General features: G+C 29.6%; 21 protein-coding genes and 1 tRNA gene. 20 read left to right on the forward strand and 2 right to left on the reverse strand.

Annotated elements, in window-relative coordinates; genetic code table 11:
• Positions 1–218 (forward strand): winged helix-turn-helix domain-containing protein (locus tag ACTB1H_RS05170; RefSeq protein WP_463261768.1); only part of this gene is annotated, 218 nt, incomplete at its 5' end.
• 144 nt (positions 219–362) lie between these two features.
• Positions 363–459 (forward strand) — tRNA-Sec (locus ACTB1H_RS05175).
• 6 nt (positions 460–465) lie between these two features.
• Here ACTB1H_RS05175 and ACTB1H_RS05180 read toward each other — a convergent pair.
• Positions 466–1,674 (reverse strand): alanyl-tRNA editing protein, encoded by a 1,209-nt coding sequence (locus ACTB1H_RS05180; RefSeq protein ID WP_463261769.1) that lies wholly within the window; start codon positions 1,672–1,674, stop codon positions 466–468.
• 92 nt (positions 1,675–1,766) lie between these two features.
• On the opposite strand from ACTB1H_RS05180, the gene ACTB1H_RS05185 reads away from it, so the two are divergent.
• Positions 1,767–4,160: a DNA internalization-related competence protein ComEC/Rec2 gene (locus tag ACTB1H_RS05185; protein ID WP_463261770.1), complete on the forward strand. Its 2,394-nt coding sequence runs from the start codon at positions 1,767–1,769 to the stop codon at positions 4,158–4,160.
• Positions 4,150–5,169 carry a DNA polymerase III subunit delta gene (gene holA / locus ACTB1H_RS05190; protein WP_463261771.1) on the forward strand — a complete coding sequence of 340 codons (1,020 nt, stop codon included), beginning with the start codon at positions 4,150–4,152 and terminating at the stop codon, positions 5,167–5,169. Before ACTB1H_RS05185 ends, holA begins: the two co-directional genes overlap by 11 nt.
• A gap of 33 nt (positions 5,170–5,202) precedes the next feature.
• On the opposite strand, the gene rpsT is transcribed toward holA, so the two are convergent.
• A complete protein-coding gene (rpsT, locus tag ACTB1H_RS05195) occupies positions 5,203–5,466 on the reverse strand; it encodes a 30S ribosomal protein S20 (RefSeq protein ID WP_463261772.1) in 264 nt (87 codons plus the stop codon).
• A gap of 215 nt (positions 5,467–5,681) precedes the next feature.
• Here rpsT and lepB point away from each other — a divergent pair, with 215 nt between their 5' ends.
• The 16 genes from lepB (at position 5,682) to ACTB1H_RS05275 (ending at position 20,937) form a co-directional block, all read left to right on the forward strand.
• A complete protein-coding gene (lepB, locus tag ACTB1H_RS05200) occupies positions 5,682–6,233 on the forward strand; it encodes a signal peptidase I (RefSeq protein ID WP_463261773.1) in 552 nt (183 codons plus the stop codon).
• Between the two features lie 57 nt (positions 6,234–6,290).
• Complete coding sequence (gene lepA / locus ACTB1H_RS05205; protein WP_463261774.1) at positions 6,291–8,102, forward strand: translation elongation factor 4; 1,812 nt, start codon at positions 6,291–6,293, stop codon at positions 8,100–8,102.
• Between the two features lie 6 nt (positions 8,103–8,108).
• Positions 8,109–9,248 (forward strand): radical SAM family heme chaperone HemW, encoded by a 1,140-nt coding sequence (gene hemW / locus ACTB1H_RS05210; RefSeq protein WP_463261775.1) that lies wholly within the window; start codon positions 8,109–8,111, stop codon positions 9,246–9,248.
• A 106-nt stretch (positions 9,249–9,354) separates the two neighbouring features.
• On the forward strand, positions 9,355–10,401 hold the full coding sequence (hrcA, locus tag ACTB1H_RS05215; RefSeq protein WP_463261776.1) for a heat-inducible transcriptional repressor HrcA: 1,047 nt from the start codon (positions 9,355–9,357) through the stop codon (positions 10,399–10,401).
• Positions 10,402–10,406: 5 nt separating this feature from the next.
• Positions 10,407–10,973 carry a nucleotide exchange factor GrpE gene (grpE, locus tag ACTB1H_RS05220; RefSeq protein ID WP_463261777.1) on the forward strand — a complete coding sequence of 189 codons (567 nt, stop codon included), beginning with the start codon at positions 10,407–10,409 and terminating at the stop codon, positions 10,971–10,973.
• 13 nt (positions 10,974–10,986) lie between these two features.
• A complete protein-coding gene (dnaK, locus tag ACTB1H_RS05225; protein WP_463261778.1) occupies positions 10,987–12,804 on the forward strand; it encodes a molecular chaperone DnaK in 1,818 nt (605 codons plus the stop codon).
• 71 nt (positions 12,805–12,875) lie between these two features.
• Entirely contained in the window at positions 12,876–13,994 is a 1,119-nt protein-coding gene (dnaJ, locus tag ACTB1H_RS05230; protein WP_463261779.1) for a molecular chaperone DnaJ, read from the forward strand.
• An 89-nt stretch (positions 13,995–14,083) separates the two neighbouring features.
• Positions 14,084–15,001, forward strand: coding sequence for a 50S ribosomal protein L11 methyltransferase (gene prmA, locus ACTB1H_RS05235; protein ID WP_463261780.1), 918 nt, complete (start codon positions 14,084–14,086; stop codon positions 14,999–15,001).
• Position 15,002: 1 nt separating this feature from the next.
• The gene (locus tag ACTB1H_RS05240; RefSeq protein ID WP_463261781.1) at positions 15,003–15,755 is read left to right on the forward strand and encodes an RsmE family RNA methyltransferase; all 753 of its coding nucleotides are present in this window, start codon (positions 15,003–15,005) and stop codon (positions 15,753–15,755) included.
• Positions 15,743–17,038, forward strand: coding sequence for a tRNA (N(6)-L-threonylcarbamoyladenosine(37)-C(2))-methylthiotransferase MtaB (gene mtaB / locus ACTB1H_RS05245; RefSeq protein WP_463261782.1), 1,296 nt, complete (start codon positions 15,743–15,745; stop codon positions 17,036–17,038). The genes ACTB1H_RS05240 and mtaB overlap by 13 nt, the downstream gene beginning before the upstream one ends.
• 19 nt (positions 17,039–17,057) lie before the next feature.
• Entirely contained in the window at positions 17,058–17,396 is a 339-nt protein-coding gene (locus ACTB1H_RS05250) for a histidine triad nucleotide-binding protein (RefSeq protein WP_463261783.1), read from the forward strand.
• A gap of 103 nt (positions 17,397–17,499) precedes the next feature.
• Positions 17,500–17,682 carry a 30S ribosomal protein S21 gene (gene rpsU / locus ACTB1H_RS05255; RefSeq protein ID WP_463261784.1) on the forward strand — a complete coding sequence of 61 codons (183 nt, stop codon included), beginning with the start codon at positions 17,500–17,502 and terminating at the stop codon, positions 17,680–17,682.
• 16 nt (positions 17,683–17,698) lie between these two features.
• Positions 17,699–18,142, forward strand: coding sequence for a GatB/YqeY domain-containing protein (locus tag ACTB1H_RS05260; protein ID WP_463261785.1), 444 nt, complete (start codon positions 17,699–17,701; stop codon positions 18,140–18,142).
• A gap of 83 nt (positions 18,143–18,225) precedes the next feature.
• Positions 18,226–19,527 (forward strand): NfeD family protein, encoded by a 1,302-nt coding sequence (locus ACTB1H_RS05265; protein WP_463261786.1) that lies wholly within the window; start codon positions 18,226–18,228, stop codon positions 19,525–19,527.
• Position 19,528: 1 nt separating this feature from the next.
• The gene (gene floA, locus ACTB1H_RS05270) at positions 19,529–20,509 is read left to right on the forward strand and encodes a flotillin-like protein FloA (RefSeq protein ID WP_463261787.1); all 981 of its coding nucleotides are present in this window, start codon (positions 19,529–19,531) and stop codon (positions 20,507–20,509) included.
• Positions 20,510–20,520: 11 nt separating this feature from the next.
• Complete coding sequence (locus tag ACTB1H_RS05275) at positions 20,521–20,937, forward strand: hypothetical protein (RefSeq protein WP_463261788.1); 417 nt, start codon at positions 20,521–20,523, stop codon at positions 20,935–20,937.
• Positions 20,938–20,963: the final 26 nt, after the last annotated feature.

Below are 20,963 nucleotides of genomic sequence, written 5' to 3' on the forward strand. Positions count from 1 at the left end.
TTTTAGCTTCTAACCCTGGAAAGATATTCACAAGGGAGGAATTATTAGAAAAAGTATGGGGATATGCATACTATGGGGACTTAAGAACTGTAGATGTACATATCCGAAGGATTAGGGAAAAGATTGAGGAAAATCCTAAGGACTCTCAGTATATTTTGACCAAGTGGGGAGTAGGATATTATTTTAAAGAAAAAGGGGTTAGCAGTATTTCCCCGTGATAGATAAAATTTAAGTATAAGTAATTGAAATTTGAAAATAATTTTTAGAGTTAAATTTATATTTTCTCTTTGTATTACAAAAATATAATGTATAATCCTTGACAACTAATTATAGTATGCTATACTAATTAAGTGCAAAAATAAGGGAGTAGATGGGTGCTGGTGTGCCCTCTGGTCTTCAAAACCAGCGCGAGGGGTTAGGAGCCTCTTGGGTGGGTTCGATTCCCACATACTCCCGCCACAAAACTTATTTAGCATTTAAACTTTTTATGATGTTTGAAATTACATCATTAATAAATGATTCTTTATGATCTTTTCTAATATTTCCTTGGATATTATGAGTGTTTCCACCACCTTTTATTTCGTATTTTTTTGAGAGCTCGTAGAAGATAGTTTTCAAATCTAAATCAAGGTCTTTAGGTGAAGAAATATTAAATTGTATGCAATTATTTGACTCAAATGTATATATTTGGAATATATTTTGTTCATAAGATGTGACATAATGTTTAATATCATCTAGATAATTATAATCATCAGCATCTAAAGATTTAATTACAAAATTAAGTCTTGCAATTGTCTTTAAATTGGATAAAATTTCTTCAGCTTTTAATTTTATAATACTTTTTTTAAGTTCTTTTAATTGTTTTTCTAAATTTTTATTATTCTCTTGAATTTCTAATACTTTTTTTAGAACATCGTTCTCATTTGCTGATAGACTTTTTCTAATGTTTTCTATTAAAGAATATATAGACAGATAATTATTAAGCGCCCTTTGTCCTGCAATAAATTTTAATCTAATAGTAGATCTAACTTTTTCAAACCCAACTATTTTAATGATTCCAATTTCTCCTGTTGAAGAAACATGAGTACCAGCACATATTGAATAATCTAAACCATCAATCTCAACTATTCTAATATTCTCATCAATATTTATTTTTTTCCTTATAGGTATTTTTTCTAATTTGTCTGGAGTTACTATATACGAACTAACTTTGAAATTTGATTGAACGATTTTATTTGCTAATAGCTCAGCTTTTTCAATTTCCTTTTCTGTAATCTCTTTAGTTGATATGTCGATTGTACTATATTTTGATCCAAGATGAAAGCTCTCAGTCTGCCAGTTAAATATATTCAAAAAAGCTTTTGAAAGTACATGCTGAGCAGTATGTTGTTGCATATGATCAAATCTTCTTTCCATATCTATTGATAGTTTTACATCAAGAGTATCAATATTTTCATTTAGAACATGAACAATATCAAGACCATCTTCATATACATCCTGAACCTCAATATTATTTATATATCCAACATCTCTTGGTTGACCTCCTGATTGATCTGGATAAAAAATAGTTCTGTTCAATTTCAAATAACATTTACCATCTTTTAAATATTTTTCGGTGACATAGGCATCAATATAGGATAAGTATGGATTTTCCCAGTATAATCTTTCCGTCATATACAATTCATCTCCTTTGTATAAATAATACCATAAATATTCTTATATGATATAATTATATTATTCATTTCAAATGGACTAAGGAGAAAGTGATGAAAAGGCCTTCGTTTCTAGTACTTTTTGGTTATATCATTGGAATTTTACTTGCTTATTTTTTTAAAATAGATATTTTTTTATTATTTATTCTTATTACTTGTTTTATAGTTATACTATTAGTACTTGATAATCGAGGTAAAAAGTTAATATCACTGTTCTTCTTGCCACTTATTTTAGCAATTATTATCAGCAATTTACAACTATCGAGTGATTTAGATAAATATAGTGGAAGAGATTGTAATTACTTAGGAATTATTGATAAAATTAAAATCGACGATAAAAAGACAAAACTTGAAGTCATATTAATATCGGTCGATGATTCTAATACTAACGAAAGGATTATGCTTACTACAGACAATGAAAATGATTTTTTACTTGGACAAACTTTAAGCTTCAATGGGACTATAAAAAAAGCTAAAACAAATACAAATCCAAATCTATTTAATTATAAACAATATTTACTAACAAAAAAAATACATTATACTATTTACTTAGAAAGTGAATCTATAAACATAATTAATCAAAGTATTCCATTTAAGTATATAGCTCAAACAAAATTTCAAAACTTGATTAAAAATAATTTTAGTTCCTTGCCAAAAGACAGCAGAGATTTAATGGTTAGTACTATTTTAGGTGATAGCAGTTATCTTGACGACTACCAATACGATATATACAAAGATATTGGTTTAATTCATTTATTAGCAGTATCAGGATTACATATTAATTTGATTTCTTCATTTATTATTTTTTTATTAGCTAATTTAGGATTAAACAGAAAATTAAATTTAATAATTACTATAATTGTTATAACAGTATATGGCTATTTAATTGGATATCCTCCGTCAAGTGTGAGAGCAATATTGATGATTTCTTTGAGTTTATATTCGTCGTTAGTATATAAACCTTATGACTCTTTAAATTCTTTATATATTGCTGCGATAATTAGTTTATTTATTAATCCATTTTGGATTTTTAGGGTTGGATTTTTGCTTTCGTATATAGCTAGCTTTTCGATATTAGTTTTCTCTAAGAAAATGAATCAATTTTTTTATCCCTATAAGGGGAAGCTGATTAATAGTTTATCAACGATATTATCAGTAAATATATGTCTTATACCAGTTCAAATTTATTTCTTCAACTCATTTAATTTTCTTTCAATATTAGCAAATTTGATGATTATACCACTTGCTAGTATAAATTTGATAATTGGATTTTCTTCAATATTGTTTAATAAATTGATTGATATTTTATATTATACTATATATATTCAAAACTCATTAATCTATAGACTGAGTTTATATGAGAATTTAAATTTCACTTTCAAATCACCATCATTAGAAGAGTTTGCTATATATATTTTTTTAATAATACTTATATTTAATCCTGAATTTTTTTTGAATTTAAAAAATGAAATAAAAAGAGTAATCATATATTTCACTATTTTATTTATTTTAGTAATGAATTTTAACTATTTTGAAACTAAAAATGACATAATCATAGATTTCATTGATGTTGGGCAAGGAGATAGTTCTTTATTAAGATATAAAGATAAGAATATTTTAATTGATACTGGTGGCTCTGTTTTTTCAGAATTTGATGTTGGTAAGAATATTACTCTGCCTTTTTTGCTAAAATCAGGAGTAAACAAACTTGACTTAATGATTATTTCTCATTTTGATGCAGATCATTACAAAGGAAGTAAAGCAATTATTGAAAATATCGATGTAAAAAATATTGTTTCAAGTGACACACCAGATGATTCAGAGTTTTTAATGGGTATCCAAAAGAGTAAAATTCCATTTCATGTTTTATCTAACGGAAGCAAAATAATGATAGATGATAATTTTGAAATCGAAATATTGTGGCCAGGGAAAAACGCAATTTTAAAAGACAGTGGAAATAATAATTCTTTAGTTTGCTTAGTAAAAGCAAATGGACATAAATTACTTTTTACAGGGGACATTGAGAAAAAAGTAGAGAAGGAACTTATTAAAACATTAGACTTAGATGTTGATATTTTAAAGGTAGCACATCATGGGAGCAAAACTTCCTCAGATTCTGAGTTTATAGAAAAAACATCTCCTATTATTAGCATTATATCAGTAGGAGAAGGAAATAATTTTGGACATCCAGCAGATGAGACAATTGAAACTTTAGAGAAAGCAAACAGCAAAATATATCGAACCGATAAGTCGGGTTTAATAAGAGTGATAATTAAAGAAGATAAACTGGTATTAAGTACTTATTCGAAACCTTTTTATCAAGAAGATTTATATAGTTATTTAATAGATAAAATGTTTGATATATTTATTTTTATATTATATTTATATTTATCGTTTAAATTAATATGTATTTATAGAAATTTGGAGGAACGATTGAATGGATTTTAAAGAATTTATTGTATCTATTAAAAATAATGAAATAAAAGAAAAATATTTGTTTCTTGGAGATGAAGATTATTTAATAAAAGAATCATTAGACCTTTTGAAGAAGATTTATATTCCCGAAGGAACAGAGGGAATGAATATTTTGGAGCTTAATTTTGAGGTTAATGACATTGATGATTTAAGAAATAGTGTTGAAACATTACCATTTTTAGCAGAAAAAAAGTTAACAATAGCATTTAATTCTGAAAAATTGATAGAGAATAACGAATTCAAGCAAATTGAAAATGTTCTAAGTGATTTAGGAAAACACCAGATTCTCATTATTTTAGATAATAATAAAAAATTAAGCAGTAATACCAAATTCATGAAATTATTTTCAAAAGAAGAAATAGTATATTTTGAAAAACTTAAAGGAAAAGATTTAATTAATTGGATTTACAAGAAATTCAAATCTTATAATAGGACAATAACTCAACAAGACATTAGTTATTTAATTTTGCAAAGTGGATATACTAGTAAAAACTTGAAACTAAATTTATATGATTTAGAAAACGAAATAATAAAAATTGTCACTTATTCAGACGATACTATCATAGATAAAAATACTATCGATAAATCTATAATAAAATTATTAGATCAAAACATATTCAATTTATTAACTAGTATAGGTGAACAAAATGTAGAAAGATCTCTAAAAATATTTTCAGAAATTTATCTATTAGACGAACCTATTATTAAGATAATTTATATGATAAATCGTCAGTTTAAGCTGCAGTTAGCTTATAGAAGTTATAGAAGGGCAAATTATACTGATTCTGAAATAATTTCTAAACTCAAAATTAAACCTTATGAGTTCAACAAAATTTCTGCTTTAAGCAATAGATATACTATAGATAGATTAGTTAAATGCATATACTTAGTTATTGAAACAGAGAAAAATTTAAAAAGCAAATCAGTAAATGATAGATATGAAGTTGAGAAGTTAATTGTCAATCTTGCAAATTTAAATTAAAAATAAAGAACTTCGGGTTCTCCGAAGTTTTTATTACATTGCTTTATTGAGTTTTTTAGTTAATTGACTAATTTTTCTAGAAGCTTGATTCATATGAATAACATTTTTGTGGGCTGCTCTCTTTAATTTTTTGTCAATCGTTTTAAGTAAAGCCCTTGCTTCATCAATTTGGTTTGCTTGCAAAGCAGATTCAAATTTTTTAATGTATGTTTTAATTTCTGATTTTCTAGCTTTATTTAATGCAGTTCTTTTTTGAGTGACCAATATTCTCTTTTCAGCAGATTTTATATTTGCCATCGTTTCACCTCCCTCACAATCTAACAAAAATTATTTTACCATCAATATAACTTTATTGCAAGGGAAATTAACAATTAGGTTAAACTAACTAATCAATTACATCTTTAGTAAAAATATTATTTTCAAGTAATTAAGTCAACACTTTTAATTGATTTACACAAATATAGTGGTATAATATCAATAGGTTATTTTAGAATGAGTGGGAGGAAAACATCTTGGAATTTGATGATGAAAATAAGAAGGAGAAAAATGAATTGGTTGAATGGATTAAAAGCATAGCTATAGCTATACTTATTGCTATTTTAATTAAAACATTTGTATTTAATACAACATATGTAGTTGGGAACTCTATGTACCCTACCCTGCATGATAGTGATAGGTTGATAGCTTTTAAACTGCCGCTGTATTTCACAGATCCTAAACCTGGTGATATCGTTATATTAAGTGCTCCTGACTCGGAAAACAAAGATTATATAAAGAGAGTTATTGCAGTTGAAGGAGATATAGTTCAGATATCAGACGGTAAAATCTACGTAAATGGAGTGCAAATTGAGGAAAATTATTTAACGGGAGATGAATATACACATATTTACAGTGAAAACTATTGGATAATACCTGAAGGGGAAGTGTTTGTTCTAGGGGATAACAGAGCTGAAGGAGCTAGTAAAGATAGCAGATACTTTGGTACTGTTAAAATAGAAGATATCAAAGGGATAGCTAAATTTAGATACTATCCATTTGATTCTAGATTTGGAAAGTTAAATTAACCTCCCAATTTTGGGAGGATTTCCTATATTAGAATAAAATTATTTGGAGGGAAATTAATGCATGTAAGCAAAAAAAACATAAGGAACTTTTCTATAATAGCACATATAGACCATGGCAAATCAACACTTGCAGATAGACTTATTGAAAAAACAGGTATGATGACGCAAAGAGAAATGCAAGAACAAGTTTTGGACAAAATGGACCTAGAGAGAGAAAGAGGAATAACAATTAAGCTAAAAGCAGTTAGACTTAATTACAAGTCGAAAAATGGAGAAGAATATATTTTTAATTTGATAGACACACCCGGGCATGTAGATTTTAACTATGAAGTCTCCAGATCATTAGCAGCTTGCGAAGGGGCTATTTTGGTCGTAGATGCAACACAAGGTGTTGAAGCTCAAACCCTTGCAAATGTATATTTAGCTATTGAACAAGATTTAGAAATATTTCCAGTGATAAATAAAGTTGACTTACCAAGCGCCAGACCAGAAGAAGTTGTTCAGGAAATCGAGGATATCATAGGTATAGATGCTTCTTTTGCTCCTTTTATTTCTGCTAAAGAAGGGCTAAACATAGATAAAGTTTTAGAAGGCATAGTAGAAAACATACCCGCACCAAAAGGAGATGAAGAAAAGCCATTAAAAGCATTGATTTTTGATTCTTATTATGATCCATACAAAGGAGTAACTTGCTACATAAGAGTATTTGATGGGAAAATATTTCCCGGGATGAAAATCAAGATGATGTCTACGGGAAAAGAGTTTGAAGTAATTGAGGTTGGAATAAATACATCTAAACAAATTCCTATTGATTTTTTAAGTGCTGGAGAAGTTGGATATGTAGCAGCTAGCATCAAAAATGTAAAAGAAGCAAGAGTGGGGGATACTATAACTGATGCTTTTAATCCTACAGATAAACCATTGCCAGGATATAAAAAGGTTACACCGATGGTATATTGTGGTATTTATCCAGCAGAAGGAGAAGATTTTAATAGTGTTAGAGATGCACTGGAAAAACTACAGGTAAATGATGCCAGCTTAGTATTTGAACCAGAAACATCGCAAGCACTAGGATTTGGATTCAGATGTGGATTTTTAGGGTTACTACATATGGAGATCATTCAAGAAAGACTTGAAAGAGAGTTTGACTTAAATATAATTACAACTTCTCCAAGTGTAATCTACCGTGTTCATAAGACTGATGGAGAAGTAATTGAAATTCAAAACCCTTCAAATTTACCAAAACCTTCAGAAATTGATTATATTGAAGAGCCTGTAGTATCTGCATCTATAATGTCCCCTTCAGAATATGTTGGTGCAATCATGGAGCTTTGCCAAAACAAGAGAGGGATTTTTATTAATATGGAATATTTAGATGCAAAGAGAGTTAATTTGAAATATGAATTGCCTCTAAATGAAGTAATATACGATTTTTTTGATGCTTTAAAATCAAAGACAAGAGGATATGCATCATTTGATTATGAATTAAAAGGATATAACAGGAGTGAATTGGTAAAATTAGATATATTGATTAATGGAGAGTTAGTTGATGCATTTTCTATGATAGTTCATCTGGACAAAGCATATGAGAGGGGCAGAGCTATTGCAGAGAAACTAGTAGATATAATACCTAGGCATCAATTTGCAATTCCAATTCAAGCAGCAATTGGCTCGAAGGTAATAGCTCGAGAGACAATTAGAGCTTTGCGAAAAGATGTTCTAGCAAAATGTTATGGTGGAGATATAACAAGAAAGAAGAAATTACTAGAAAAACAAAAAGAAGGTAAGAAGAGAATGCGACAAATAGGTTCAGTAGAAGTACCTCAAGAAGCTTTCTTAAGTGTTTTAAAATATGATGAGAAGAAGTAGATTAAGATGAAAGAATTAGGAGTTTATATTCATATTCCATTTTGCTTAAAGAAATGTAATTATTGTGACTTTGTTTCTTTTAGTAGCAATGACAAAAAAATATCAGAGTATATTAATTATATTACAAAAGAAATACAAATATATAGAAATACTCTAAATGAAGATTATATAGTAAATTCAATTTTCATAGGAGGAGGCACTCCTTCCTTAATTGATAGCAAGCACTTAAAAACTATCATTGATGAAATAAATCAAAGTTTTAAAGTAGACAGTGAGGCGGAAATAACTATAGAAGCAAATCCTGGAACTTTAGATAATACAAAATTAGCAATATATCATGAAATTGGGATAAATCGAATTAGTATTGGAGCACAGTCATTGAATGATGATATTTTGAAAAAACTCGGGAGAATTCATAACTCTGCAGATGTTTTAGATGCAGTAGAATTAATAAGGACAAATCAATTTAAAAATTACAATATAGATATGATGATAAGTCTTCCTGATCAGACCATTTATAATGTTTTAACAGATTTAGAAAATGTTATAAAACTTAAGCCTACTCATATATCCTTATATAGCTTAATAATTGAGGAAGGGACTCTGTTTTTCGAATTGGAAAAGCATGGGCAATTAAACCTTCCTAATGAAGATGAAGAGAGAATTATGTATCACAAAGCTATAGAGTTATTGGAAAAGAATGGATATAAACAATATGAAATTTCTAATTTTGCAAAAGAAGGTTTTGAGTGCAGACATAATTTGAAATATTGGACTTTAATGCCTTATATAGGCTTAGGTTTAAATAGCCATTCATACATTGAAAATACAAGATATTCTAATTATTCAAATTTTGATGAATACTATAAGAAAATCAAGGAAAACAAACTTCCTGTATCTTCTGAGGAATATATTGACGATATTTCTAGAATGACAGAGTATATTATTTTAGGTATTAGGTTGAATAAAGGAATCAATAAGAAACATTTTAAAGAGAATTTTGGAATAGATATTGAGAATTACTATAAAGATGCAATAATCAAAAACAAGCAAAATGGAAATATTTATGAAGATGAAGAAACAATTAAATTGACCAAAAAAGGACTTGATTTCAGCAATATAGTAGAATTGGATTTTTATATTTAACACAAAAATACTTGACAAATTAAAAATAGAATGATAGTTTATATATAGAATTAGCACTCAACAATAAAGAGTGCTAATAATCATCCAAATAGTAGAGGTGATTAAGATGTTGGATGAAAGAAAGTTAAAAATCCTTTTAGCAGTTATTGATAGCTATATAGTTACTGGAGAACCGATTGGCTCAAGGACAATAACCAAGTTCTATGACCTAGGGGTAAGTTCAGCTACTATAAGGAATGAAATGTCAGATTTAGAAGATTTAGGCTATTTAAATAAAACACATACTTCATCTGGAAGAGTTCCTTCAGATAAAGCATATAGGTTTTATGTTGATAATTTTTTTCAAAATAGCATAATTGAGTTGGATAATAATAAGAAAGAACAGATAAAAAAATTTCTAAAAGAAGAATATAAAGAAATTGATCAACTTATTCAAGACATAGCTAAAGTTCTTTCTCAATTAACTAAATACACAGCCGTGGCATTATCACCTCAAATAAAAGAAACTAAAATAAAACACATACAACTTTTACAAATGGATGAAAATCAAATTCTTGTTATTATGGTAAATGAAACTGGATTGATAAAAAAATCAACTATAAATCTCGACAAAACTATTTCTGAAGATAATTTAATGTATATTAGTAACTATTTATCCAAGAAATTTAAGAATAAGACTTTTACTGAGATAACAAATGAAATCAATAAAGACATATTAGATGATTACATTGAGTATAAAAATGAAATAAAAAAACTAATCCCTATGCTTTCTCGTACTATGGATGATTATGAAGGATTGAGAGTATATGCAGATGGCTTAACAAACATATTTGAGTTTCCGGAGTATAGGGATGTTGATAAAGCTAAAGAAGTTATTTCTCTATTAGAAGACAAACAAAAACTGATTTTTGCTCTTAATAACACTAATCTGGAAGATATAGATGTTAAGATCGGAGAAGAAAACAACAATGATTCTATGAAAGATTTAAGCATTATATCAGCTACTTACAATACTGAAGGTGAAATTGTAGGTAAAATTGGGATTATTGGACCTAAGAGAATGAATTATATTGAGTTAATTAAGACGATCAGAACATTTTCAGAAAGTATATCGGATATCATTGATGACTATTTTAATAGTAATGAGAGGTGATAAAAATGGCAGATGAAGGGAAAAAATTGAATGAGGAAGAAATAACTCAATCAGAACTTCAATCTAACCCATCAAATGAAAAAATTGAACCTGAGGATAATACTGAGGAGGCTGAGGATATAAATAAAACAAAAGAATTGCTTAAAGAAAAGGAAAAAGAAATAGAAGATTTAAATAATAAAATTATTAGATTGCAAGCTGATTTTCTAAATTATAAAAAAAGAACAGAAAATGAGAAGCAAGAGTCTATTAATTATGGAATACAAGTTGTTATATCAGATATACTTCCAATTATAGATAATTTTGAAAGAGCATTAGAGTCTGCTAATGACAAAGAAGATAATTTTTATAAGGGAATAGAAATGATAAGAAACCAGCTTTATGATGTTTTAGATAAATATAATATCAAAGAAATCAAAGCTTTAGGGGAAAAATTTGATCCAAACATTCATCATGCCATATCGACTGTAGAGACTAATGATGAATCAGGAACTGTAGTTGAGGTATATCAAAAGGGTTATTTAATGGAAGATAAAGTAGTCAGACCATCCATGGTAATAGTATCAAAATAAAGGAGGAGATATTATGAGTAAGATAATAGGAATTGATTTAGGTACAACAAACTCAGCTGTTGCAGTTATGGAAGGTGGAGAACCAATAATAATACCTAATTCAGAAGGTAATAGAACAACTCCATCCGTAGTAGCATTTACAAAAGATGGAGAAAGATTAGTTGGAGAAACAGCAAAGAGACAAGCAATAACAAACCCAGACAGGACGATACAATCTATAAAAAGACATATGGGAACTGATTATAAAGTAAAAATAGATGGCAGAGAATATACTCCTGAAGAAATTTCGGCTATGATTCTGCAAAAATTAAAAGCAGATGCTGAAAGCTATTTAGGCGAGACAATAACCGAAGCTGTAATAACTGTGCCTGCATACTTTACAGATTCTCAAAGGCAAGCTACAAAAGATGCAGGTAAAATTGCTGGATTAAATGTAAAAAGAATTATAAATGAACCAACTGCTGCAGCTTTAGCATATGGACTTGATAAAGAGCAAGGTCAACATAAGATAATGGTATATGATTTAGGAGGAGGTACTTTCGATATTTCAATACTTGAAGTAGGCGATGGAGTATTTGAAGTACTAGCTACTAGAGGAAACAATAGGCTAGGTGGCGATGATTTTGATAATAGACTAGTTGATTATATTGCAGAACAATTTAAAAAAGAACATGGTATTGATTTAAGAAATGATAAGATGGCTTTACAGAGACTAAAAGAAGCAGCTGAGAAAGCTAAGAAAGAACTATCTACAACAAAATCAACCAATATAAATTTACCATTTATAACAGCTACTAGTGAAGGACCTTTGCATTTGAATATGGATATAACTAGAGCTAAGTTTGAAGAGCTGATATCTGACTTAGTAGAAAAAACTATTGAGCCTGTGAGACAAGCTTTAAAAGATGCTGGATTAGAAGCAAATCAAATTGAAAAAGTTCTTTTAGTTGGAGGATCTACAAGAGTCCCTCTAGTACAAGAAGCTGTTAGAAAGATAATAGGGAGAGAGCCTCAAAAAGACATCAATCCAGACGAATGCGTTGCGATTGGTGCAGCAATACAAGGTGGAATCCTAAGCGGAGAAGTTAAGGATTTACTTCTATTAGATGTAACACCATTGTCATTAGGAATTGAAACATTAGGTGGAGTAACAACAAGATTAATTGAAAGAAATACAACTATTCCAACTAGAAAATCACAAATATTCACTACAGCATCTGATAATCAGACATCTGTTGATATACATGTAGTTCAAGGAGAAAGACAAATGGCTAGTGACAACACTACATTAGGAAGGTTCCAGTTAACTGGCATACCACCAGCACCAAGAGGAGTTCCACAAATAGAAGTTACATTTGATATTGATGCTAACGGCATAGTAAATGTTAGTGCTAAGGACTTAGGAACTGGAAAAGAACAAAAGATAACAATAACCTCATCAACTAATTTGTCTGAAGAAGAAATACAAAGGAAAATTAAAGAAGCTGAAAGATTCGCAGAAGAAGACAGAAAGAAAAAGGAAAGAATTGAAATAAGAAATAATGCTGATTCAATGGTTTACCAGACTGAAAAGATTTTAAAAGATCTTGAAGGGAAAATTTCAGAGAGTGAAAAAAATAAAGTTAATGAGAAATTAGAAGCATTAAAGAAAGCATTGGAAGGTGACGACATCGAAGATATTAAGAGGAAAACAGACGAATTAACCAACGAATTCCAAGCAATTTCTCAAAAATTGTATGAAAATGTTCAATACCAACAAAATGATGCTCAATCAGATAACAAATCTGATAATGTAGAAGATGCTGATTATGAAGTAGTTGATGAAGACTAATTAAAATAAAGAGTCAAAGCTAAAAAATTAGCTTTGACTCAAAATTTTATTTTACTAATAGGAGTAGGTGTGTGGCTGTGAGAGATTACTATGAAATACTAGAAGTTAGTAAAAATGCCTCTTCAGAAGAAATCAAAAGATCTTTTAGAAGGTTGGCTAAGAAATACCATCCTGATTTAAATCCAAATGATAGCGAGGCCGAAAAAAAATTTAAAGAAGTAAATGAAGCTTATGAAGTATTAAGCGATGAAGAAAAAAGAGCAAGATATGACAGATATGGACATGCAGGTGTAAATCAACAAGGAACAGATTTTGGTGGATTCGGGGATATATTTGATGATCTGTTTGACATCTTTGGTGGTGGTTTTTCAAGAGGGTTTAATAATAGACAAAGAGGACCTCAACGGGGTTCTGATATAAGATATGATATTACATTAGAATTCAGAGAAGCAGTCTTTGGAGTAAACAAGCAAATTTCTGTTACAAGAATGGAAGAATGTACTAATTGTGATGGGACCGGAGCAAAACCAGGGACCACAAAAACTACATGCCCTAAATGTAAAGGGGTTGGAGAACTGAGATATAACCAACAAACGCCTTTTGGAAGAATGGTTAGAGTAATGCCCTGCGACGAGTGCAATGGTACTGGTGAGATTATCAAAGAAAAATGTGATCATTGTAATGGAACTGGTAAAGAACAAAAGAGTAAAAAGATAACAATAAATATACCAGCTGGTGTGGATGATGGTAATGTTATAACATTAAGAGGCGAAGGAAATATAGGTGAGAAAAATGCACCTAGAGGGGATTTATATGTATATATCAGGGTAAAAGAAGATCCTTTATTTAAAAGAGAAGGAAATAATCTATATGTAACTGTTCCAATAACCTTCACTCAAGCAACATTAGGTGCAGAAATAGAAATTCCTACATTAGAGGGGAATGTAAGTTATAGTTTACCAGAAGGCACAAAGTCTAATTCAACATTTAGATTAAAAAACAAAGGAGTACCTTATGTCAGAGGTACAGGTAGAGGGGATTTGTTTTTTACAGTAGAGATTGTTATACCAACTAATTTAAACGACAAACAAAAGAAGATGCTTATAGATATGTCAAAAGAATTTGGGGAACAATATAAGGCACCAAATAAAAAGAGATTTTTTGATAAAGTAAAAGATGTTTTTCATTAACAACCACTTCAGTGGTTGTTAATTCATATATAGTAAATTATAATTTTTTAATGTATAATATTATAAAATAATCTTTAGGATGTGTTGGGATGAAGTGGTATGAATTTACGATTAAAACAAATAGAGACAATGAAGACCTTTTAACATATATTTTATACGACATTGGAGCTAAGGGGTTAGAGATAATAGATAACGATACCATAAATGAAGTAATTTCCCAAAAGGATAAGTGGGATTTTATAGATATAGAAATAAATCAGAATTTAAACGAATTTATATTAATAAAGTCATATTTTTCTGAAGTAGACGATATTGAGAAAATAAAATCCTTGATTGAGGAGGAAATTGGGAAAAAGGATTTAGGATCAATATCTATAAATATTAGAGATGAGAGCGAGTGGGCAGAAAATTGGAAAGCTTTTTTTAATACATTAAGAATTGGGAATAATATAATCATTAAACCATCATGGGAAAAACACAAACCAAATGACAGAGATATAGTTATTGAATTAGACCCTGGCATGGCTTTTGGAACAGGTATGCACGAAACAACCTACATGTGCGGACAAGCTTTAGAAAACTTGAACCTTCAAGGTAAAACAGTTTTTGATATAGGTTGTGGAAGTGGAATTTTAAGCATAATAGCTGCTAAGCTTGGAGCTAATAGGGTTATAGGTGTTGATTTAGATTTAACTAGTGTTGAGATAGCAAATAGAAATATAGTTGATAATCAAGTAAATTCGATAGTAGAAATAAGGCATGGAGATTTATTAAGCCAAATAGATGAAAAAGCAGATTTAATTGTGATGAATATAGTGGCTGAAGTAGTTGCAAATACAATTCCCATATTAAATGAATACTTAGTAGAAAACGGAATTTTTGTTTGTTCAGGCATAATTGATTCAAAGAAAGACATTGTGTTAGATTCTTTAAACAAAAATGATTTTGAAATATTGGAAATAAAAAATATGAACGACTGGATTTGCATTGTTGCAAAGAGGAGATAAAATGCATAGATTTTTTATAGATGAACTACCTAAGGACAAAAATATCTCAATAAAAGGGAAAGATGCAAAACATATTAAAGATGTATTGAGAATGAAAATAGGCGATTCCGTAGAGTTGGTTTGCGAACCTAAAAAATTCATATGTGAAATTGAAAAACTAAATGAAAACTCTGTAGATTTAAAAATTATTGAAACAACTAATATTTCCAATGAGCCAAAATTGAAAATCAATTTGTTTCAGGCGATTCCTAAATCAACTAAGATGGAATTGATTATACAAAAATGCACCGAAGTAGGAGTGGTATCATTTACTCCTGTTATAACTTCTAGAACTATTGTAAAAATAAATGACATAAAAAAAGAGATAAAGAAACTTACAAGGTGGCAAAATATTGCATATGAAGCGGCAAAACAGTCAAAAAGAGATATAGTTCCCAAAGTAAATACAATAATTGATTTTAATGAAGCTTTGAATCAGTTTAAGAACAATATTACAATAGTTCCATATGAAAATGAAAATATAGAGGATTTACACTCAGTTAGAGAGAATTATGTAAATGCAAATGAAATAAATGTTTTTATTGGTCCTGAGGGTGGATTTGCTGATGAAGAGATTGAGAAACTTAAAAAAATTGATGCAATCACAGTATCTTTAGGAGCAAGGATTCTTAGAACAGAAACAGCAGGAATAGTTATATCTACTATTTTATTATATGAAACAAATGATTTAGGAGTGATTAAATGGAAAGAGTAACTTTTCATACTTTGGGGTGTAAAGTTAACCAGTATGAAACGGAATCAATGATAGAGTTGTTTAAAAATAAAGGTTATATTATTGTTGATAAAGAAGATTTTGCAGACATTTATATAATAAACACTTGCACAGTGACAAATATGTCTGATAGAAAATCAAGGCAATTTATCAGAAAAGCTAAAAAAATCAACCCCAATTGTCTAGTGGCAGTTGTTGGATGCTATGCTCAAGTATCGCCAGAAGAAGTTGAAAAAATAGAAGATGTAGATATTATTATAGGTACCAACAACAGAAATATGATAGTTGAATTATGTGAAGACTTTAAAAAGAATGGTAAAAGAATAAATAAAGTAATTTCATCAAATCAACTAAAAACATTTGAAAAAATAAATATAAATAGTGTAGAATCCAAGACAAGGGCATATTTAAAGGTTCAAGATGGATGTAATCAATATTGTAGTTATTGTATAATTCCATATGCTAGAGGGCCTGTAAGAAGCAGAAACTATTTAGAAATAGAAAATGAAGTAAAAAAACTTGCTGAAAATGGTTTTAAAGAAATCATCCTCACGGGAATTCATATAGCCTCATATGGTAAAGATTTAGGCAATATAAATTTAAAAAATTTAATATACAATCTAAGCTTTATTGACGGAATAAAAAGGATTAGATTGAGTTCTATAGAACCTAATATTATAGATAAAGAATTTATGGATATTGCATATAATACAAATAAATTATGTGATCATTTCCACCTATCTCTTCAAAGCGGAAGTGATTCTGTACTCAGAAGAATGAACAGAAAATATAGCACATCAGAATATTATGAAAAAGTAGAATTGATCAGAGAATATTTCCCAAATGCTGGAATTACGACAGATATTATAGTTGGGTTTCCTGGAGAAACAGATGATGAATTTGAACAAACTCTTGAATTTGTCAAAAAAGTAAAATTTTCAAAGATTCACGTATTTAAGTTCTCTCCAAGAAAAGGGACAAAAGCTTTCAGTATGGAGAATCAAATTCCTAGCGAAATAAAAGAAAAGAGGAGTAAAACTCTAATCGATTTAAGTGAAAAATTGATGAATGAATTTTATGAGAAATTACTAAATCATAAATCAGATGTGCTATTTGAATCAAAATACAATAACGAAGATTTTATTTATGAAGGTTACACAACTAATTATGTAAGAGTAATAAAAAAATCTGATTTTGACTTAATTGGTCAAATTAAAAATGTGACACTAAAAGAAGTCTCTTTAGACAAAATAATTGCTATTTAGCATTAGAGGAGGTGAAAAAGTGGATTGTTTGTTTTGCAGTATAATAAAAAAAGAAATACCTAGCGATATAATATATGAAGATGATCAAGTAATAGCTATAAAAGATATAAACCCACAAGCACCTGTACATTTTCTTATTATACCTAAAAAACATATTAAGTCGCTAAATGAGATTGAAGATACAGATTTAGAATTGGTTTCTCATATTGTAAAGCTAATTCCAGAATTAGCTAGGGAAAATAAGCTAAATGAAGGGTACAGAGTAGTTAACAACTGTGGTGAACTAGGGGGACAAACAGTAGATCATATTCATTTTCATGTATTAGGGAAAAGACAAATGTTATGGCCACCAGGCTAAAAACAGTTGATAAATAGTTATTTATGATGTATAATGAGTTAGTATCATATCATAGTTATTAGTGTTATATCACTCTTGTAGTTAAGAGGGGAGGGAAGGGTCTATGACAGAAATCAAAGTTGGTGAAAATGAATCTCTTGATAATGCTCTTAAAAGATTTAAGAGACAATGTGCTAGATCAGGCGTCATTGGAGAAGTAAGGAAAAGAGAACATTACGAAAAACCAAGTGTAAAAAGAAAAAAGAAATCTGAAGCAGCAAGAAGAAAGAAAAATGCTAGGTATTAGTAAGAAGGTGTAAATAATGTCACTAAAAGATAAATTAATGGATGACATGAAAATTTCCATGAAGAATAAAGACACTATCAGGAAAAACACTATTACTATGGTAAGAGCAGCAATTAAGCAAAAAGAAGTAGACGATAGAAAAGAACTTAGCGATGATGAGATACTAGATATCATTTCCAAACAACTTAAAGAAAAAAGAATGGTAATAGAGGAATTTAAAAAAGGGAATAGAGATGATTTAGTAGAGCTTACAGAAACGGAAATGAAAATTCTATTAGAATATCTCCCTGAACAATTGTCATATGATGAAGTGAAAGAACTCGTCAGAAATACGATTGAAGGTATGGGTGGAGCAACATCAAAAGATATAGGCAGAATCATGAAAGAAGTAATGCCCAAAGTAAAGGGAAGAGCGGATGGAAGCTTAGTGAATAAAGCTGTTAAAGAGCTATTAGAATAACCTGAGGAAACTCAGGTTATTTTTGTGTAATGATGAAAATATTGGGTATAGTTTAATAGAGCTAAAGTAAGGGAGGTGATTCAATGAAAAAACGATTTGGTCTAATTTTTGTTACTGTTTTATTAATTTTAGCAATACTACCAATATATTCACTTGCTAGTCAAGAAATAGGCAGCAGAAATACAGTATATGTTATACCTATAAAAGGTGAAATAAACAATGCTACTGCAAATTTTGTTAAAGAAGAAGTAAATAAAATAAACAACAAAGGAGCAGCAGCTATAATATTTGAAATTGATACATACGGAGGATTAATAGACTCAGCTATAAATATCAAAGATACTATTGTTTCTACTAATATTCCCACTATTTCATTTGTTAACAATAAAGCTATTTCTGCAGGAGTTTTAATAACTATTTCATCAGAACATGTTGTAATGTCTGAAACTTCTGTAATTGGTTCGGCAGAAACTATACCTAACACAGAAAAAGCCTTGTCTATGTGGAGATCTGTTTTAAGAGATACTGCTCAATTAAGGGGAATAGATCCTATTATTATAGAATCAATGGCCGATTCTGACATAGAAATTGAAAACGTTATTGAAAAAGGAAAACTTTTAAGTTTGACCGCAAGAGAAGCACTAGATTTAGAAGTTGCCCAATTGATATCATCCAACTATGATGAGATGTTAGAGTACTTTAATATCGATTATTCTAATATAGAAATAGTAGAAGAAGATCTTCAAATTAGATTTGCTAAAGCAATTTCCAATCCGACAGTAAGCACTTTATTGCTAACTTTAGGGTTTGTGGGTTTAGTTTTAGAGATATTTACACCTGGATTTGGAGTGGGAGCTGCTATATCTTTAATTGGATTTGGCTTATATTTTGGAGGGAATATCTTGGCAGGCAATTCTAGCTGGACAGCTATTATTTTATTTGTTGTCGGATTAATATTACTCGGCATTGAAGCTCTGGCACCTGGTTTTGGGCTTCCAGGAATTTCTGGGATCATAATCATTGTTGTCGGAATAGTACTAGCTATGGGCAATGTTGAATATGCTGTAATGTCATTAAGTATTTCAATAATTATTGCTACAGCTTTAGGAGTTATTTTAGTAAGAAAAGGCTATAACAGCAAACTATTTAACAAAATTGTGCTTAATAATGAATTAGATACTCAAAAAGGCTACATTAGCAGCGAGGATAGGTCTTATTTAAATGAAAAAACCGGTAAAACAATAACTGATCATAGACCATCTGGATTTAGCTTAATAGATAATAAGAAATATGATACTATTTCAGATGAAGGATTTTTACCTAAAGATACTGAGATAATTGTAGTAAGAGTAGAAGGAAGCAAAATATTTATAAGGAGGAAATGAAATGATAGGAACCATACTAATTGCATTTGCAATCGTGATACTTTTGATTTTATTCTTTACATTCGTTCCAATAGGGCTCTGGATTACAGCATTTTTTTCAGGAGTAAAAGTAAAAATATCTACACTTATAGGAATGAGGCTTAGAAGGGTTGTGCCTAATAAAATAGTAAACCCGATGATTAAAGCTACTAAGGGTGGATTAAACATTAATATTGATGAATTAGAAGCTCACTATTTAGCAGGAGGAAACGTAAATACATTAGTTGATGCTTTGATTGCAGCACAAAGAGCTAATATACCATTGGATTTTGAAAGAGCAGCAGCTATTGATTTAGCAGGGAGAAATGTGCTTGAGGCTGTTCAAGTGAGTGTAAATCCAAAAGTTATTGAAACCCCTAAGATAGCTGCAGTTGCAAAAGATGGTATAGAAGTTATCGTCATTGCAAGGGTTACAGTCAGAGCGAATATAGAAAGATTAGTAGGAGGAGCTGGCGAAGAGACAATTATAGCAAGAGTAGGGGAAGGAATCGTTACCACAGTAGGAAGCTCTGAAACACACAAAGGAGTACTTGAAAATCCTGATAGCATTTCATACACTGTGTTACAAAAAGGATTAGACGCAGGTACTGCATTTGAGATTCTTTCAATAGATATAGCAGATGTTGATGTTGGAAGAAATATAGGTGCAAAACTTCAAATGGATCAGGCTGAAGCAGACAAGAAAATAGCACAGGCTAAAGCTGAAGAAAGAAGAGCTATGGCTGTTGCAAGAGAGCAAGAAATGAAGGCTGAGGTTCAAGCCATGAATGCTAAATTAGTTGAAGCCGAAGCACAAGTTCCATTAGCAATTGCTCAAGCATTGAGGGAAGGTAATTTAGGAGTTATGGACTATTATAATATGAAAAATTTGCTCGCAGATACAGATATGAGATCATCAATATCTAAACTTACTGGAGAAAATGAAACGAAGAAAGATAAATAGGAAGTGATTCCATGAATATTTTTGAATTATTAGTTGTGATATTAGTTTTTACTTTTTTTAGAAGTTTTTCAGAGAAAAAAAAGATCGAACAGAGTAAAAAAACTAATACACCAAATACTATTGATAAAACTAATTACGAAAAACCTAAGGGACTTTCAAATCAGTCTTCTAAAAAGAGAAAAGCACAAGAATTTGATAATAACAGAAGCTTAGAAAATAAGCTGGATTACAAAGCTGATGATAGATCTTTAGAACAAAAGATAAGCGATTGGGAAAAACAGCTTTATGACTCAAGTTTTTCAGATAGAGATTATTATGAGATTGAAGAAATCAACGAAAAAAAGATTACTATTGACCTAAAAAATGACTTTTTAAAAGGAATAATTTTTTCGGAGATATTAAATGAACCGAAGAGTAAAAGGAATTAAGAAGAGCTTCATATGAAGCTCTTCTT

The organism is Soehngenia sp. (assembly GCF_055108775.1).

Bases quoted from the DNA above. Each gene is read 5' to 3' on its own strand.
- ACTB1H_RS05180 (WP_463261769.1), bottom strand. From the start codon at position 1,674: ATGACGGAAAGATTATACTGGGAAAATCCATACTTATCCTATATTGAT.
- ACTB1H_RS05185 (WP_463261770.1), top strand. From the start codon at position 1,767: ATGAAAAGGCCTTCGTTTCTAGTACTTTTTGGTTATATCATTGGAATT.
- holA (WP_463261771.1), top strand. From the start codon at position 4,150: ATGGATTTTAAAGAATTTATTGTATCTATTAAAAATAATGAAATAAAA.
- rpsT (WP_463261772.1), bottom strand. From the start codon at position 5,466: ATGGCAAATATAAAATCTGCTGAAAAGAGAATATTGGTCACTCAAAAA.
- lepA (WP_463261774.1), top strand. From the start codon at position 6,291: ATGCATGTAAGCAAAAAAAACATAAGGAACTTTTCTATAATAGCACAT.
- hemW (WP_463261775.1), top strand. From the start codon at position 8,109: ATGAAAGAATTAGGAGTTTATATTCATATTCCATTTTGCTTAAAGAAA.
- hrcA (WP_463261776.1), top strand. From the start codon at position 9,355: ATGTTGGATGAAAGAAAGTTAAAAATCCTTTTAGCAGTTATTGATAGC.
- grpE (WP_463261777.1), top strand. From the start codon at position 10,407: ATGGCAGATGAAGGGAAAAAATTGAATGAGGAAGAAATAACTCAATCA.
- dnaK (WP_463261778.1), top strand. From the start codon at position 10,987: ATGAGTAAGATAATAGGAATTGATTTAGGTACAACAAACTCAGCTGTT.
- prmA (WP_463261780.1), top strand. From the start codon at position 14,084: ATGAAGTGGTATGAATTTACGATTAAAACAAATAGAGACAATGAAGAC.
- ACTB1H_RS05240 (WP_463261781.1), top strand. From the start codon at position 15,003: ATGCATAGATTTTTTATAGATGAACTACCTAAGGACAAAAATATCTCA.
- mtaB (WP_463261782.1), top strand. From the start codon at position 15,743: ATGGAAAGAGTAACTTTTCATACTTTGGGGTGTAAAGTTAACCAGTAT.
- rpsU (WP_463261784.1), top strand. From the start codon at position 17,500: ATGACAGAAATCAAAGTTGGTGAAAATGAATCTCTTGATAATGCTCTT.
- ACTB1H_RS05260 (WP_463261785.1), top strand. From the start codon at position 17,699: ATGTCACTAAAAGATAAATTAATGGATGACATGAAAATTTCCATGAAG.
- ACTB1H_RS05265 (WP_463261786.1), top strand. From the start codon at position 18,226: ATGAAAAAACGATTTGGTCTAATTTTTGTTACTGTTTTATTAATTTTA.
- floA (WP_463261787.1), top strand. From the start codon at position 19,529: ATGATAGGAACCATACTAATTGCATTTGCAATCGTGATACTTTTGATT.
- ACTB1H_RS05275 (WP_463261788.1), top strand. From the start codon at position 20,521: ATGAATATTTTTGAATTATTAGTTGTGATATTAGTTTTTACTTTTTTT.